The 13,181-nt window shown below is 61.9% G+C and carries 16 protein-coding genes; 7 read left to right on the top strand and 9 right to left on the bottom strand.

What is annotated here, in order from left to right:
- The first annotated feature begins 41 nt into the window (after positions 1 to 41).
- Together ACSZPK_RS12475 and tldD are read left to right on the top strand one after the other, a co-directional pair.
- Positions 42 to 896, top strand: a complete 855-nt coding sequence (locus ACSZPK_RS12475) for a carbon-nitrogen hydrolase family protein (protein WP_437881783.1) — start codon at positions 42 to 44, stop codon at positions 894 to 896.
- Entirely contained in the window at positions 893 to 2,335 is a 1,443-nt protein-coding gene (tldD, locus tag ACSZPK_RS12470; RefSeq protein WP_437881782.1) for a metalloprotease TldD, read from the top strand. Before ACSZPK_RS12475 ends, tldD begins: the two co-directional genes overlap by 4 nt.
- Before the next feature lie 3 nt (positions 2,336 to 2,338).
- Here the strand turns inward: tldD and yjgA are convergent, their stop codons facing one another.
- Positions 2,339 to 2,860 (bottom strand): ribosome biogenesis factor YjgA, encoded by a 522-nt coding sequence (gene yjgA, locus ACSZPK_RS12465; protein WP_437881781.1) that lies wholly within the window; start codon positions 2,858 to 2,860, stop codon positions 2,339 to 2,341.
- 127 nt (positions 2,861 to 2,987) lie between these two features.
- On the opposite strand from yjgA, the gene pmbA reads away from it, so the two are divergent.
- The 5 genes from pmbA to ACSZPK_RS12440 all read left to right on the top strand — a co-directional run bounded on the left by pmbA (position 2,988) and on the right by ACSZPK_RS12440 (position 7,498).
- Entirely contained in the window at positions 2,988 to 4,334 is a 1,347-nt protein-coding gene (gene pmbA / locus ACSZPK_RS12460) for a metalloprotease PmbA (RefSeq protein ID WP_437881780.1), read from the top strand.
- A 244-nt stretch (positions 4,335 to 4,578) separates the two neighbouring features.
- On the top strand, positions 4,579 to 4,974 hold the full coding sequence (locus ACSZPK_RS12455) for a FagA protein (protein WP_437881779.1): 396 nt from the start codon (positions 4,579 to 4,581) through the stop codon (positions 4,972 to 4,974).
- Positions 4,967 to 6,343 (top strand): class II fumarate hydratase FumC, encoded by a 1,377-nt coding sequence (gene fumC, locus ACSZPK_RS12450; protein WP_437881778.1) that lies wholly within the window; start codon positions 4,967 to 4,969, stop codon positions 6,341 to 6,343. Before ACSZPK_RS12455 ends, fumC begins: the two co-directional genes overlap by 8 nt.
- A gap of 81 nt (positions 6,344 to 6,424) precedes the next feature.
- Positions 6,425 to 6,871: a hypothetical protein gene (locus ACSZPK_RS12445; protein WP_437881777.1), complete on the top strand. Its 447-nt coding sequence runs from the start codon at positions 6,425 to 6,427 to the stop codon at positions 6,869 to 6,871.
- Positions 6,872 to 6,883: 12 nt separating this feature from the next.
- On the top strand, positions 6,884 to 7,498 hold the full coding sequence (locus ACSZPK_RS12440) for a superoxide dismutase (RefSeq protein WP_437881776.1): 615 nt from the start codon (positions 6,884 to 6,886) through the stop codon (positions 7,496 to 7,498).
- A gap of 135 nt (positions 7,499 to 7,633) precedes the next feature.
- Here ACSZPK_RS12440 and ACSZPK_RS12435 read toward each other — a convergent pair whose 3' ends face one another.
- The 8 genes from ACSZPK_RS12435 to lptC all read right to left on the bottom strand — a co-directional run bounded on the left by ACSZPK_RS12435 (position 7,634) and on the right by lptC (position 13,175).
- Entirely contained in the window at positions 7,634 to 7,906 is a 273-nt protein-coding gene (locus ACSZPK_RS12435) for an HPr family phosphocarrier protein (RefSeq protein ID WP_437881775.1), read from the bottom strand.
- Between the two features lie 15 nt (positions 7,907 to 7,921).
- Positions 7,922 to 8,779, bottom strand: coding sequence for an RNase adapter RapZ (gene rapZ / locus ACSZPK_RS12430; RefSeq protein WP_437881774.1), 858 nt, complete (start codon positions 8,777 to 8,779; stop codon positions 7,922 to 7,924).
- A gap of 9 nt (positions 8,780 to 8,788) precedes the next feature.
- A complete protein-coding gene (gene ptsN, locus ACSZPK_RS12425) occupies positions 8,789 to 9,253 on the bottom strand; it encodes a PTS IIA-like nitrogen regulatory protein PtsN (RefSeq protein ID WP_437881773.1) in 465 nt (154 codons plus the stop codon).
- A 17-nt stretch (positions 9,254 to 9,270) separates the two neighbouring features.
- Positions 9,271 to 9,579 carry a ribosome hibernation-promoting factor, HPF/YfiA family gene (gene hpf, locus ACSZPK_RS12420; RefSeq protein WP_437881772.1) on the bottom strand — a complete coding sequence of 103 codons (309 nt, stop codon included), beginning with the start codon at positions 9,577 to 9,579 and terminating at the stop codon, positions 9,271 to 9,273.
- 117 nt (positions 9,580 to 9,696) lie between these two features.
- Positions 9,697 to 11,199, bottom strand: a complete 1,503-nt coding sequence (locus ACSZPK_RS12415) for an RNA polymerase factor sigma-54 (RefSeq protein ID WP_437881771.1) — start codon at positions 11,197 to 11,199, stop codon at positions 9,697 to 9,699.
- A 146-nt stretch (positions 11,200 to 11,345) separates the two neighbouring features.
- Positions 11,346 to 12,071, bottom strand: a complete 726-nt coding sequence (gene lptB / locus ACSZPK_RS12410) for an LPS export ABC transporter ATP-binding protein (RefSeq protein WP_437881770.1) — start codon at positions 12,069 to 12,071, stop codon at positions 11,346 to 11,348.
- Positions 12,071 to 12,622, bottom strand: a complete 552-nt coding sequence (lptA, locus tag ACSZPK_RS12405) for a lipopolysaccharide transport periplasmic protein LptA (protein WP_437881769.1) — start codon at positions 12,620 to 12,622, stop codon at positions 12,071 to 12,073. The genes lptB and lptA overlap by 1 nt, the downstream gene beginning before the upstream one ends.
- Positions 12,609 to 13,175 (bottom strand): LPS export ABC transporter periplasmic protein LptC, encoded by a 567-nt coding sequence (lptC, locus tag ACSZPK_RS12400; protein WP_437881768.1) that lies wholly within the window; start codon positions 13,173 to 13,175, stop codon positions 12,609 to 12,611. The genes lptA and lptC overlap by 14 nt, the downstream gene beginning before the upstream one ends.
- Between the last annotated feature and the right edge of the window lie 6 nt (positions 13,176 to 13,181).

Below are 13,181 nucleotides of genomic sequence, written 5' to 3'. Positions count from 1 at the left end.
CGGGTGAACAGGATGCCGATAACCTTCAGGCGGGAGGCGACATGACCCTCGCCGTCATCCAGATGGTCAGCCAGGACGACATCCAGGCCAATCTCGATACCGCCCGTCGCCTGCTCGAACAGGCCGCCGAGGGCGGCGCCCGTCTCGCCGTGCTGCCGGAGAACTTCGCCGCCATGGGGCGCAAGGACTTGCCGGCGGTCGGCCAGCGTGAGGCGCGGGGAGAGGGGCCGATCCTGCCCTGGTTGAAACGCGCGGCCCGCGACCTCAGGTTATGGATAGTCGCCGGAACGCTGCCGCTGCCTCCCGACACTCAACCGGATGGCAAGCCTTGCGCCTGTTCGTTGTTGATCGATGAGGACGGCGAGCGGGCCGCCCGCTATGACAAACTGCATCTGTTCGATGTCGATGTGAGCGACAGCCGTGGTCGCTATCGCGAGTCGGACGACTACGCTTTCGGAGAGCATGTGGTCGTCGCGGACACGCCGGTGGGGCGGCTTGGCCTGACGGTCTGCTACGACCTGCGTTTCCCGGAGCTGTACAGCAACCTGCGGGCAGCCGGGGCGGAACTGATCAGCGTGCCTTCGGCGTTCACGGCGGTGACGGGGCAAGCGCATTGGCAGGTGTTGGTGCGGGCCAGGGCCATCGAGAGCCAGTGTTACCTGTTGGCTGCGGCCCAGGGCGGTAGCCATCCGGGAGGCCGGGAAACCCACGGTCAGGCGATGATCGTCGACCCCTGGGGCACGATTCTCGCCGAGCAGGCGAAGGGCGAGGCGGTGTTGCTCGCCCAGCATGATGCGACCGAGCAGGCGGCGATCCGCCAGCGCATGCCGGTGACGCGTCACCGACGTTTTTTCGCGCCGGCCACACCAGGGCCGGCGCCTACGGAGAAGTTATGAGCGACATGTTGTTAGCGGTCAGCGAGCATCTGCTGGCGCCAGGCGATCTGAGCATCGAGCAGTTGCCGAGCATTCTCGGTGACCTGGCCGGGCCGGGTATCGATGCGGCTGATCTGTACTTCCAGAGCCAGATTTCCGAAAGCTGGGTGCTCGAGGATGGCATCGTCAAGGAAGGCAGCTTCAACCTCGATCAGGGCGTTGGTGTGCGTGCCCAGTCCGGCGAGAAGACCGGCTTCGCCTACAGTAATGCGATCACCGCCCAGGCGCTTGGCGAAGCGGCGCGTGCCGCGCGGTCGATCTCCCGGTCCGGGCAGAATGGCAAGGTCCAGGTGCTGGTCGCGCCGCAGGTGACCGCGCTGTACACGGCGGACAACCCGCTGGATGTGCTGGAGCGCGCCGAGAAGGTCGAGTTGCTCAAGCGCATCGATGTGGCGACCCGTGCCCTCGATCCGCGGATCAAGCAGGTCACCGTGAGCCTCGTGGGCGTGTGGGAGCGGATTCTGGTGGCCGCCAGCGATGGCAGCCTGGGGGCCGATATCCGCCCGCTGGTACGCGTCAACGTCAGCGTCATCGTCGAGCAGAATGGCCGCCGCGAGCGTGGCGGGCAAGGCGGAGGGGGGCGTACCGACTACCGCTATTTCCTTCAGGAAGACCGTGCCATGGGCTATGCCCGCGAGGCGCTGCGCCAGGCGCTGGTCAACCTGGAAGCCAAGCCGGCACCGGCTGGAACCCTGCCCGTGGTGATGGGCGCAGGCTGGTCGGGGGTGTTGTTGCATGAAGCGGTCGGCCATGGTCTGGAGGGCGATTTCAACCGCAAGGGCAGTTCGGCCTACAGCGGTCGTGTCGGTGAGCAAGTGGCGTCGAGCCTGTGCACCATCGTCGATGACGGCACCCTGGCCAATCGCCGTGGCTCACTGAGCATCGACGACGAAGGCACGCCGACCCATTGCACCACGCTGATCGAAAACGGCGTGCTCAAGGGCTACATGCAGGACAAGCTCAATGCTCGCCTAATGGGCGTGCCACGCACTGGCAACGGTCGCCGCGAATCCTACGCGCACCTGCCGATGCCGCGCATGACCAACACCTACATGCTGGCCGGGGAAAGCGATCCGGAAGAAATCATCCGCTCGGTGAAGAAGGGCATCTACTGCGCCAACCTGGGCGGCGGTCAGGTCGATATCACCAGCGGCAAGTTCGTGTTTTCCACCAGCGAGGCCTACCTGATCGAGGACGGCCGGATCACCGCGCCGGTCAAGGGCGCGACCCTGATCGGCAACGGGCCGGAGGCGATGAGCAAGGTGTCGATGGTCGGCAACGACCTGGCGCTGGACAGCGGCGTGGGAACTTGCGGCAAGGACGGCCAGTCGGTGCCGGTCGGCGTCGGCCAGCCGACCTTGAAGATCGATGCGATCACGGTTGGGGGGACTGGCGCCTGAGGTTCACTTCAGTCCGCGTTGGGTCTCATCGAGATCGCGGATGTACTTGAAGACCTTGCGTGCAGCGGCTGGCGGTTTGTTCCGCGCCGCTTCGTGCTGGGCATGACGGATCAGGCTGCGCAGGTGCTGGCGGTCGGTTTCCGGGTAGTCGACGACGAAGCTTTCCAGGGTGGTGTCGTCACCGCTGACGAGGCGATCACGCCAGCGTTCGAGGTTGTGGAAACGCTCGTTGTATTGGCGGGTGGAGCTGTCGGCTTGATCGACCAGCGCGAGGATGCCTTCGATGTCCTGTTCACGCATCAGCTTGCCGATGAACTGGACATGGCGCTTCTTGGCCGCGTTGGCCGTGTGCTTGGGCGCTTCTTCCAGGGCCTTGCGCAGGGCATCGGTGAGCGGCAGCTTGGCCAGCAGATCGGGCTTGAGGGTGGTCAGTCTTGCACCGAGATCCTGCAGGGCATGCAGCTCGCGCTTGATCTGGGTCTTGCTCTTCTCGCCGGAGAAGTCGTCGTCGTAAGCATCAGCCATGGGGGCGGTCCAGAGGGAAACGTCGCCATGATAGCAGCAGCGGTGAGCTACAAGCGTGCTGGCTGCGAGGTCTTGGTTTTCTTGCAGCTTCAGGCTTGCCGCCTGAAGCTGCCTTTGAGGAGTCGTTATGAGTGACGTTGGAACAGTCGGGCCGGGCGCCCTTGCGCAGTTGCAGGCGCAGGTCGAACAGATCCTCGACGAAGCACGCCGCCAGGGCGCTAGCGCCTGTGAAGTCGCGGTATCGATCGACCAGGGCTTGTCGACGTCGGTGCGCCAGCGCGAGGTGGAGACGGTCGAGTTCAATCGCGACCAGGGCTTCGGTATCACCCTGTATGCCGGCCAGCGCAAGGGCTCGGCCAGCACCTCGGCGACCGGTGACAAGGCCATCCGGGAAACCGTCGCCGCGGCCCTGGCCATTGCCAGGCATGCGTCCGAGGACGAGTGCGCCGGCTTGGCCGACAAGGCGCTGATGGCCCGCGATCTGCCTGAGCTGGACCTCTACCACCCGTGGGACATTTCCCCCGAGCGGGCCATCGAGTTGGCGCTGGACTGCGAAGATGCGGCGTTCTCCACTGATTCGCGCATCAGCAATGCCGATGGCACGACCCTGAGCTCTCACCAGGGCTGCCGCGTCTACGGTAACAGCCACGGTTTCATTGGCGGTTACGCCAGCACGCGCCACAGCCTGAGCTGCGTGATGATCGCCGGTGGCGAAGGGCAGATGCAGCGTGATTACTGGTATGACGCCAGTCGCCAGGGCGAACTGCTGGCCGATCCACGTGAGATTGGCCGACGCGCGGCGTTGCGCACCGTCTCTCGTGTCGGAGCACGGCCGGTGCCGACATGCGAGGTGCCGGTATTGTTCGCCGCCGAGCTGGCCACCGGGCTGTTCGGTAGCTTTCTCGGAGCAATTTCCGGCGGCAGCCTGTACCGCAAATCCTCGTTCCTCGAAGGTGCGCTTGGCCAGACATTGTTCCCGACCTGGCTCAGCATCGACGAGCGGCCGCATATCCCCCGTGCCATGGGCAGCGCCGCGTTCGATGGCGATGGCCTTGCCACCTACGCCAAGCCGTTCGTCAGTGATGGTGAACTGGTCTCCTACATCCTCGGCACCTACTCCGGGCGCAAGCTGGGCATGCCCAGCACGGCCAACTCGGGCGGTGTGCACAACCTGTTCGTCAGCCATGGCGAGGAAGACCAGCAGGCCCTGATCCGCCGTATGGGCCGCGGCTTGTTGGTCACCGAACTGATGGGCCACGGACTGAACATGGTCACCGGCGATTATTCGCGAGGCGCCGCAGGCTTCTGGGTGGAGAACGGCGAGATTCAATTCCCGGTTCAGGAAGTGACCATCGCCGGCAACCTGCGCGACATGTTCCGCCAGATCGTCGCCGTCGGCAGTGACCTGGAGTTGCGCGGCAACGTGCGCACCGGCTCGGTATTGATCGAAAAAATGACCGTGGCCGGGAGTTGATCGCGAGCCGTACGATCACCGGCAGTTGTAGTCTTCGATAGCGCATCGCGTGCATGGCGCGCGATGCATCCCCCACGTGCATGTATGCAGCTCTTTTGCTGCCTGTTCGCCTTGTCCCTCACGCTCTTTCTTCCTGCTCCTACCCATCGAGCGATTGTCTGCCGCGACGCGTTTTAACCAATCTCATATTGATTATTCTTATCAAATAAGAATTAATATCAGTGTTTTGGCGTGAGACCTCGAGATGGCCTTCCATTCCCGCATCATGCCGTGCCTCGACTGCTGGCATTGGCAAGGCTTCCGCATCCGCTGCGCATTGCTGCCGGATGAGCCCCGTCTGCTTGAAGTGCATTGGGCCCATGGCCGCGCACTGATCGAATATGGACAGATTTCGCCCTGGCAGATGGCGGCCAGCACCCTGACCCTGCTGCTGGATAGCGCCTGTGACCCCGCGTTGCCCTGGCACTGGCGCAGCCTCTGCCTGGACAACGCCTACCTGCCCCTGCAGGCCCTGCAACACCTGTCTTCCACACCCAAGCAGCAGCGTCGGCTCAATGAGCTGCGCAATCGCCTGGCGACCATGCGCCTGCTGCCGTCCCTTTCCCCCTCTGAATTGGCAGAAGGAAATCCTTATGAGTAATACCCGCATCGAACGTGACAGCATGGGCGAACTGGCGGTACCCGCCGAGGCGCTGTACGGCGCGCAGACCCAGCGTGCGGTGAACAACTTCCCGGTATCCGGCCAGCGTATGCCGGCAGCATTCATTCGCGCGCTGATCCTGGCCAAGGCCGCCGCTGCGCGGGCCAACGTCGATCTCGAGCAGATTACCGCAGAGCAGGGCGACGCCATCGTCGGCGCTTGCCAGCAACTGCTGGATGGCGACTTCATGGAACACTTCCCGGTGGATATCTTCCAGACCGGTTCCGGCACCAGCTCGAACATGAACGCCAACGAGGTCATCGCCACCCTGGCCAGCCGCCTGCATGGCGACAAGGTGAACCCGAATGACCACGTCAACTGCGGCCAGAGCAGCAACGACATCATTCCAAGCACCATCCACATCAGTGCCGCCATCGAGATCAGCGAGCGCCTGCTACCTGCCCTGGGTCATCTGCTGAAAGTGCTGTGCGACAAATCCCTGGAAGTGCATCCCTACGTCAAGACCGGTCGCACCCACTTGATGGATGCCATGCCGGTGCGCATGAGCCAGGTCCTCGACGGTTGGGCCCAGCAGATCCAGACCAATATCGAACACCTGCGCCTTTTGTTGCCGAGCCTGCAGGCCCTGGCTCAGGGCGGTACCGCAGTCGGTACCGGCATCAACGCCCATCCGAAGTTCTCCGAGCGCTTTTGTGCCGAGCTGAAGACCCTGACTGGCCTGCCGTTCACCCCGGGTGCCAACTTCTTTGCCCTGATCGGTTCCCAGGACACCGCGGTTGCCGTCTCCGGCCAGCTCAAGACCACCGCGGTTTCGCTGATGAAAATCGCCAATGACCTGCGCTGGATGAACTCCGGTCCGCTCGCTGGCCTGGCCGAGATCGAGCTCGAGGCTCTGCAGCCCGGTTCGTCGATCATGCCAGGCAAGGTCAACCCGGTGATTCCAGAGGCCACTGCCATGGTCGCTGCGCAGGTGATCGGTAACGATGCGGCCATTGTCATCGGTGGTCAGTCGGGCAACTTCGAGCTGAACGTGATGTTGCCGGTGATCGCCCAGAACCTGCTGCACAGCATCGAGTTGCTGAGCAACGTCAGCACGCTGCTGGCTGATCGTGCTATCGCCACCTTCAGGGTCAACCAGCCGAAACTCAAGGAGGCCCTGGATCGCAACCCGATCCTGGTGACCGCGCTGAACCCGCTGATCGGCTATCTGAAAGCTGCCGAGATCGCCAAGCAGGCATACAAGGAAGGACGGCCGATCATCGACGTCGCTCTGGAGAACACGGACTTGAGCCGCGAGCAACTCGAGCAGTTGTTGAATCCGGAGAAACTGACCGAGGGCGGTCTCTGATCGCAAGTCGGAAAACGCAGGCGATGGCTGGCTACCAGTCATCTGCCGCTGTCATCCATCCTTGTTCACGCGGAGCACGATATGGAGCACTGGAAACTCACAATCGAGGCCGGTAATCGCTGTTTCCACGAGGGGGATTGGGTGGCAGCACGCGAGTATTACCTGCAAGCCTTGGCCGAGGCGCAACTGCTGTTCGAGCGCTGGCGCGATCCGGATGCCATCGTGGCGGCGTTCGTGATTTCCCATCACAACCTCGCCGACCTGCATCTGGCCCTAGGGCATCCCGAGGAGGCGGCGGAAAACCTCTGTACCAGCCATGAGCGCCTGTTGCAGGCCGTTGCCGATGCGCGCCTTTCGTCTGCGTTGCGCGATGCGGCATTGCAGCACAGCCGTCACACCTATACTGAACTCTTGCGTTTTATCGGTGAGCATGGCGCTTATCCTCGAACTGATCGCCTGCTTGGCCAGTCAACCCTACGTTCATCCCACAGTCGTGGCCAGCCGGCCACTATCAGTCGTTACCATTAAAGGAGCATGAATATGCCGTTTAGCCTGCCTGCGTTGCCGTACGCCTACGATGCCCTGGAGCCGCATATCGATGCGCAGACCATGGAGATCCATCACAGCAAGCATCACCAGACGTATATCAACAACGTCAATGCCGCCCTCGAAGGCTCTGCTTACGCTGACTGGTCGGTAGAGGACCTGCTGCGCCGCATTTCCGAGCTTCCCGAGAATCTTCGTGGCCCGGTAACCAACAACGGTGGCGGCCACGCCAACCATTCCCTGTTCTGGACCGTCATGTCGCCAAGCGGTGGCGGTGCGCCAACCGGCGAGCTGGCTGCGGCCATCGATGCTCAGCTTGGGGGGCTGGAAAAATTCAAGGAGGCCTTCACCAAGGCTGCGATCTCGCGTTTCGGCAGCGGCTGGGCCTGGCTCAGCGTCACGCCGGAGAAGAAGCTGGTGGTCGAGAGCAGCGCCAATCAGGACAGCCCGTTGATGCACAAGAATACGCCGATCCTTGGCCTGGACGTCTGGGAGCACGCCTACTACCTGCGTTATCAGAACCGTCGTCCTGAGTACATCGGCGCTTTCTACAACGTCGTCGACTGGAACGAAGTGGCTCGTCGCTACAAGGAAGCACTGGCTGCTTGATGCATTAGCTATCGAGTATTCCCGGTAGCCTGACCTGCGTAAACCCATGCCTGGCAGCGATGCTGAGCATGGGTTTTCTTTTTGTCGCTTGTTGTAGAGAGGGGCGGCCCTTGGGCGAGGTGTGTTGGCGAAGGCTCACTCGCCTTCATCGAACTTGTTATTGATCAGCTCGATCAGCGCATCTAGCGCCTCGTCTGCCTGCTCGCCTTCCGTGTTGAGGTGCAGGTTGGTGCCTTTGCCTGCTGCCAGCATCATCACGGCCATGATGCTCTTGCCATCGACCTGGCTCTCGGGGGTGCGACCCACACGAACCAGGCAAGGAAAGCGCCCGGCTACGCCGACGAACTTGGCTGCCGCCCTGGCATGCAGGCCGAGTTTGTTGATGATGGTGATTTCACGGGCTGGCATTGCGGCGGGATGTCCTTAGTTGAGGTCGCGATGACGGACCTGAACATTCTTCAGGATGGGTTTAAGCGCCTCCCCCAGACGATTGGCCAGGTAGACCGAGCGGTGATGGCCGCCGGTGCAGCCAATGGCAACGGTGACATAGGCGCGATTGCTGGCTGCGAAACGTGGCAGCCATTTATGCAGGTAAGCGTGGATATCCTGGTACATGTCTTCGACGTCGGGCTGGGCTGCCAGGTATTCCGCGACTGGCTGCTCCAGGCCTGACATATCGCGCAGGTCGGGTTTCCAATACGGATTGGGCAGGCAGCGAACGTCGAATACCACGTCGGCATCGACCGGCATCCCCCGCTTGAAGCCGAACGACTCGACGAGAAAGGCGGTGCCCGGCTCGGGTTTGTTGAGCAGGCGCAGCTTCAGGGTATCGCGCAACTGATAGAGGTTCAGGTGCGTGGTATCGATGCGTAGATCCGCCAGGTCCGCTATCGGGCCGAGCAGCAGGGCTTCGTCGCGAATGGCTTCAGACAGGGCGCGGTTTTCGTTGGTCAGTGGATGGCGCCGCCGAGTTTCGGAAAAGCGCTTGAGCAGCGTGTCTTCCTCGGCATCGAGAAACAGCACATCGCACAGGATATGACGGGCCCTGACTTCATCGAGCAATTCGGGAAAGCGCTGCAACTGGCTGGGCAGGTTGCGTGCATCGATGGAAACGGCGACCTGGGGTTGCAGCAATTCGGTCTGGATCAGCGAGCGCTCGGCCAATTCCGGAAGCAAGGCCGCTGGCAGGTTATCGATGCAATAGAAACCGTTGTCCTCAAGAACATCGAGAGCGGTGCTCTTGCCCGAGCCGGAGCGACCGCTGACGATGATCAGGCGCATGGCGATACCTCAGTGGCCGTTTTGCACGTCGACGATTACCTGGTACAGGTTATCGCTGTTCTGTGCCTGCCGCAGGCGTTCGCGCACTTCGGCGCGGTCGAGCATGCTGGCGATCTGGCGCAGTAGTTCAAGGTGCTCGTCAGTCGCGGCTTCTGGAACCAGCAGTACGAACAACAGATCGACGGGCGCGCCGTCGATCGCGTCGAAATCCACGGCCGCGTCCAGGTGCAGGACCGCGCTGATGGGCGCGGCGCAGCCAGGAAGGCGACAGTGGGGAATGGCGATGCCGTTGCCGAAGCCGGTCGAGCCGAGCTTCTCGCGGGCAATGAGGCTTTCGAAGATGTCCTGGGCATCCAGATCGGCGAAATCGCGCGCAACCAGATTGGCGATCTGTTCGAGGACGCGCTTCTTGCTGCCGCCCGGCACGCTCACGAGGGAGCGGCCGGCGGTCAGTATGTTTTCAAGTCGAATCATGTTGGGGATTAGGTGTATCAGCGAGCAGCCGCGCCTTGCAGGCGACCGAGCTGTTTTTCCTTGTGCTTGATCAGTTGGCGGTCGAGTTTGTCGGTGAGCAGGTCGATGGCGGCGTACATGTCTTCATGTTCAGCATTGGCGACCACTTCACCCCCTGCGATGTGCAGTGTCGCTTCGATTTTTTGCTTGAGCTTTTCGACTTCCATGATCACCTGGACGCTGGTGATCTTGTCGAAATGGCGCTCCAGCCTGCTGAGTTTCTCCCCGACATAGTCACGCATGGCGTCGGTCACATCCAGCTGATGTCCACTGATGTTGACTTGCATACCGCTTCTCCTTGTTGCCGTGCATAAGAGACAGGCTATCGGGCCTGCCGCCGTAACACTCTGGCTGGGAAGCCTTGCGGCTGCATCGGCTGCCGCGCTTTCCCTCAGTGTGGCTCGTCACATCAATCGCTTGCGCTCGCTTGAGGGCGCTATGCCGAGGGACTCCCGGTATTTGGCGACTGTCCGACGTGCTACCTGAATGCCCTGTGCCTCCAGTAAACCAGCGATCTTGCTGTCGCTCAACGGCTTTTTCGCGTTTTCCGCGCCGACGAGTTTTTTGATGATCGCGCGGATCGCGGTGGACGAGCATTCGCCCCCTTCGGCGGTGCTGACGTGGCTGGAGAAGAAGTACTTCAGTTCGTAGATGCCACGCGGGGTGTGCATGAATTTCTGCGTGGTGACCCGCGAAATGGTCGACTCGTGCATGCCCACCGCCTCGGCGATGTCATGCAGGACCAGGGGTTTCATCGCCTCGTCGCCGTAGTCGAGGAAACCGCGCTGGTGCTCGACGATCTGTGTCGCGACCTTCATCAGGGTCTCGTTGCGGCTCTGCAGGCTCTTGATGAACCAGCGCGCTTCCTGCAATTGGTTGCGCATGAAGGTGTTGTCGGCGCTGGAGTCGGCGCGTTTGACGAAGCCGGCGTACTGGGCGTTGACGCGTAGGCGCGGTACGGCTTCCTGGTTCAATTCGACCAGCCAGCGGTCATTGTGCTTGCGCACGATCACGTCCGGCACGACGTACTCCGGTTCGCTCGCTTCGATCTGCGAGCCGGGGCGCGGATTGAGGCTCTGGATCAGTTCGATGACCTGGCGCAGCTCGTCTTCCTTGAGTTTCATGCGGCGCATGAGCTGGCTGTAGTCGCGGCTGCCGAGCAGGTCGAGATGGTCCTTGGCCAGGCGCTGGGCCTCGGCCAGCCATGGCGTGTCGGCGGGGAGCTGGCGCAGTTGCAGGAGCAGGCATTCGCCCAGGTCGCGTGCGCCGACGCCGGCCGGTTCGAAATGCTGGATGCGGCGCAACACGGCTTCGACTTCGTCGAGTTCGATGTCGAGTTCGGGGTCGAAGGAGGCGACGATCTCTTCGAGGCTCTCTTCCAGATAGCCCTGGTTATTGATGCAGTCGATCAGGGTGACGCCGATCAGGCGGTCGGTATCTGACATGGGGACCAGGTTGAGCTGCCAGAGCAGGTGGGTCTGCAGGCTCTCGCCCGCCGAAGTGCGGGTGGTGAAGTCCCACTCGTCGTCATCGTTGCTTGGCAGGTTGCTGGCGCTGGTCTGGTAGACGTCTTCCCAGGCGGTATCGACAGGCAGCTCGTTGGGAATGGTCTCGTGCCACTCGCCTTCGTCCGTGCTTTCATTGTCGTTGGTGGCGACGGTGGTTTCCTGGAAATTGCTGGTTTCCTGCGCCTGCTGGGTGGTCTGCTCGGCGTTGTCGGCCATCGGGTCGGAGTTGTCGAAATCTTCCCCTTCCTCCTGACGTTCCAGCATGGGGTTGGACTCCAGGGCTTCCTGGATTTCCTGTTGCAGGTCCAGCGTGGAAAGCTGGAGGAGGCGGATGGCTTGTTGCAGCTGCGGTGTCATCGTCAGCTGCTGGCCCATCTTGAGGACTAGCGAGGGTTTCATGGCAGGAAGTCTTGCACCTTATCTGCAGGCGCTATCGCGCCACTCACTACAAGACGCCGAGGCGCCGTCATTAAGCAAATTATATGCCTGATAACGCTGGCTTTGCCTAGGCTTGACAAACATCCTTGTAGCGAGGGCGTTCCGGGTCAGAGGCGGAACTCGTGCCCCAGATAGACTTCCTTGACCAGTTGGTTGGCCAGAATGCTTTGTGCGTCGCCTTCCGCGATGAGCTGGCCGTCGTTGACGATGTACGCGGTTTCACAGATGTCCAGGGTCTCGCGGACGTTGTGATCGGTGATCAGCACGCCGATACCCTTGGCTTTCAGGTGATGAATGATCTGCTTGATATCGCCGACCGAAATCGGATCGACGCCGGCGAAGGGTTCGTCGAGCAGGATGAACTTGGGTTCGGTGGCCAGGGCGCGGGCGATTTCCACGCGGCGGCGTTCGCCTCCGGAGAGGCTCATGCCGAGGTTGTCGCGGATGTGAGTGATGTGGAATTCCTGCAGTAGGCTTTCCAGGGCATCGTTACGTCCGGCGCGGTCCAGGTCCTTGCGGGTTTCCAGGATGGCCATGATGTTGTCGGCCACGCTGAGCTTGCGGAAGATCGAGGCTTCCTGTGGCAGGTAGCCGATGCCCGCACGAGCACGGCCATGCATCGGTTGCTGGCTGATGTCGTTGCTGTCGATCAGCACGCGGCCCTGGTCGGCCTGGACCAGGCCGACGATCATGTAGAAGCAGGTGGTCTTGCCCGCACCATTGGGGCCGAGCAGGCCGACTATCTGGCCGCTGTCGATGGACAGGCTGACGTCGCGAACGACTTGCCGTCCCTTGTAGCTCTTGGCCAGGTGCTGTGCTTTGAGGGTCGCCATTACTGCCCTTGTTTCTGCTGCTGTTCGGTTTTCTTGCGCGGTTGGATGACCATGTCGATACGCGGGCGTGGCGTGCTCACCGACGAGCCGTTGGCACGGCCGGCGTTGACGATCTGGCGCTGGGTGTCATAGACGATCTTCTCGCCTTCGAAGGTGTTGCCTTCCTGGATGACCTTGGCCTGGTCGATCAGTACGATGCGGTCGTTGGTTGCGAAGTACTGGATGGTCATGCCGTAGGCCTTGACGATTTCCTTGTCCACCGCGGGCTTCTGCTCGTAGTAGGCAGGCTTGCCCACCGAGGTGAAGACTTCCACGTCACCACTCTTGTTCTGAGTGATGGTCACGGTGTCGCCGGTGATCTTCATGGTGCCCTGGGTGATCACGACGCCACCGCGATAGACGGCGACGCCTTGCTTGTCATCCAGTTCGGCGCTGTCGGCCTGCACGCGGATCGGTTGCTCGCGATCGCTGGGCAGGGCCCAGGCGCTCAGGCTTCCCAGCGCTGCGCTCAGGCTGACGAACAATAGGGGGAGGGTGTTAACGAACCTCATGCTGGCCTCTTACGTTGGACTGCAGGAAAACCCTGCCGTCATTCAAGTACGCTTTCATTCCTTGTGCCGTGGTCACCCCATTGGCGGCCTCGATTCTAACGGCTTGTGCGGTTTGCGCATATTGCTCGTCGGGAAATACGGTCATCCGGCTGCTGGTGATCACCACTGGCCGGTCTTTGGCATCGGTGCGGGCGATGCGCACGGCGTCGATCAGTTCGACCTGCTTGCCCTTGGGCGCCACTTCGGCGCGTTCGCTCTGCACATGCCATGGGTAGGCGGTACCGCGATACAGCTGCAGGTCAGGCTTGCTGAGCTCGGTGATGTCGCTGGCTTTCATGTGGTCGAGGCGCTCGGCGGTCATGTCGTAGTGGACCTGGCCATCCTCCTGGAACTGCCGGGTGTTGACCTTGGTCGCGTAGAAGTCCACCGGGCTTTCGGCATCCGTCGCCGCCTGGTGATCCATGAAGCTTTCCGGGCGGATGTTCCAGTAGCCCACGGCGGCAAGCAGGGCCGCGAGAAGGACGATGATGGGCAGACGCAGTCTTGCAGACATGGAGAA

This window comes from Pseudomonas sp. LRF_L74 (genome assembly GCF_965644255.1).
GTDB lineage: Bacteria > Pseudomonadota > Gammaproteobacteria > Pseudomonadales > Pseudomonadaceae > Aquipseudomonas.
Note: the sequence above shows the minus strand (reverse complement) of the source record. Positions and strands in the feature narration are given on the sequence as shown.

Excerpts from the sequence above, each read along its gene's own strand:
- ACSZPK_RS12415 (WP_437881771.1), bottom strand. The coding sequence starts at position 11,199 with ATGAAACCCTCGCTAGTCCTCAAGATGGGCCAGCAGCTGACGATGACA.
- ACSZPK_RS12475 (WP_437881783.1), top strand. The coding sequence starts at position 42 with ATGACCCTCGCCGTCATCCAGATGGTCAGCCAGGACGACATCCAGGCC.
- lptC (WP_437881768.1), bottom strand. The coding sequence starts at position 13,175 with ATGTCTGCAAGACTGCGTCTGCCCATCATCGTCCTTCTCGCGGCCCTG.
- ACSZPK_RS12435 (WP_437881775.1), bottom strand. The coding sequence starts at position 7,906 with ATGCCAGCCCGTGAAATCACCATCATCAACAAACTCGGCCTGCATGCC.
- rapZ (WP_437881774.1), bottom strand. The coding sequence starts at position 8,779 with ATGCGCCTGATCATCGTCAGCGGTCGCTCCGGCTCGGGCAAGAGCACC.
- ACSZPK_RS12445 (WP_437881777.1), top strand. The coding sequence starts at position 6,425 with ATGGAGCACTGGAAACTCACAATCGAGGCCGGTAATCGCTGTTTCCAC.
- yjgA (WP_437881781.1), bottom strand. The coding sequence starts at position 2,860 with ATGGCTGATGCTTACGACGACGACTTCTCCGGCGAGAAGAGCAAGACC.
- ACSZPK_RS12440 (WP_437881776.1), top strand. The coding sequence starts at position 6,884 with ATGCCGTTTAGCCTGCCTGCGTTGCCGTACGCCTACGATGCCCTGGAG.
- tldD (WP_437881782.1), top strand. The coding sequence starts at position 893 with ATGAGCGACATGTTGTTAGCGGTCAGCGAGCATCTGCTGGCGCCAGGC.
- hpf (WP_437881772.1), bottom strand. The coding sequence starts at position 9,579 with ATGCAAGTCAACATCAGTGGACATCAGCTGGATGTGACCGACGCCATG.
- ptsN (WP_437881773.1), bottom strand. The coding sequence starts at position 9,253 with ATGATTCGACTTGAAAACATACTGACCGCCGGCCGCTCCCTCGTGAGC.
- lptA (WP_437881769.1), bottom strand. The coding sequence starts at position 12,622 with ATGAGGTTCGTTAACACCCTCCCCCTATTGTTCGTCAGCCTGAGCGCA.
- ACSZPK_RS12455 (WP_437881779.1), top strand. The coding sequence starts at position 4,579 with ATGGCCTTCCATTCCCGCATCATGCCGTGCCTCGACTGCTGGCATTGG.
- pmbA (WP_437881780.1), top strand. The coding sequence starts at position 2,988 with ATGAGTGACGTTGGAACAGTCGGGCCGGGCGCCCTTGCGCAGTTGCAG.
- lptB (WP_437881770.1), bottom strand. The coding sequence starts at position 12,071 with ATGGCGACCCTCAAAGCACAGCACCTGGCCAAGAGCTACAAGGGACGG.
- fumC (WP_437881778.1), top strand. The coding sequence starts at position 4,967 with ATGAGTAATACCCGCATCGAACGTGACAGCATGGGCGAACTGGCGGTA.